Consider the following 508-nt stretch of genomic DNA (forward strand, 5'->3'; position numbering starts at 1 on the left):
GTGGTAGTGGGCGGGAGCGGGCGTCCTCCGAGCGCACCCATGTTCTCCATGGCGCGGCGCAGGAGGCGCTGGCGCCGGAGCTTGGAGGCTTCGTCGGGATTGGAGGGGTCTTCGGCCGCCACGTCGTCCTCGTCAAAATCCCAGTCGTCCAGGTCGCCGGACAGCTCGGATTCATCAGTCTGGCCAGAACCCCCTCCGTTGTCACCGGGGAAGGCGGCGAACCGGGGGGAAGGGAGCGGTTCGAAGGTCGCTTCCGGTTCGAACGTCGTCTCGACGATGGCTTCGACGAGGAATTCATTGGCTTCCCCCGCCGCCGGCCCCACGTCCGAGCGGATGAGCGCTTCCAGGTGGGCGTCCACCTGCTGGAGGGCGGCCTCGAAGGACGCGGTGAGGTTCTGCGCGGGGTCGTTGGATTCGTCGAAGGAGACGATGCGCCACAGGTCGTCCTCGCTGGCGCGCACCGGGCCCAGGCGCAGCGGCGGGGTGGCGGCGGCGGGGAACTTCGGGG

At 69.5% G+C, this 508-nt stretch carries 1 pseudogene; it reads right to left on the reverse strand.

Features of this window, described 5'->3' with window-relative positions:
* Positions 1-508, reverse strand: a pseudogene (locus D7X74_RS42330) (hypothetical protein); the annotation flags it as partial.

The organism is Corallococcus sp. CA047B (assembly GCF_003612065.1).
Lineage (GTDB): Bacteria > Myxococcota > Myxococcia > Myxococcales > Myxococcaceae > Corallococcus > Corallococcus praedator.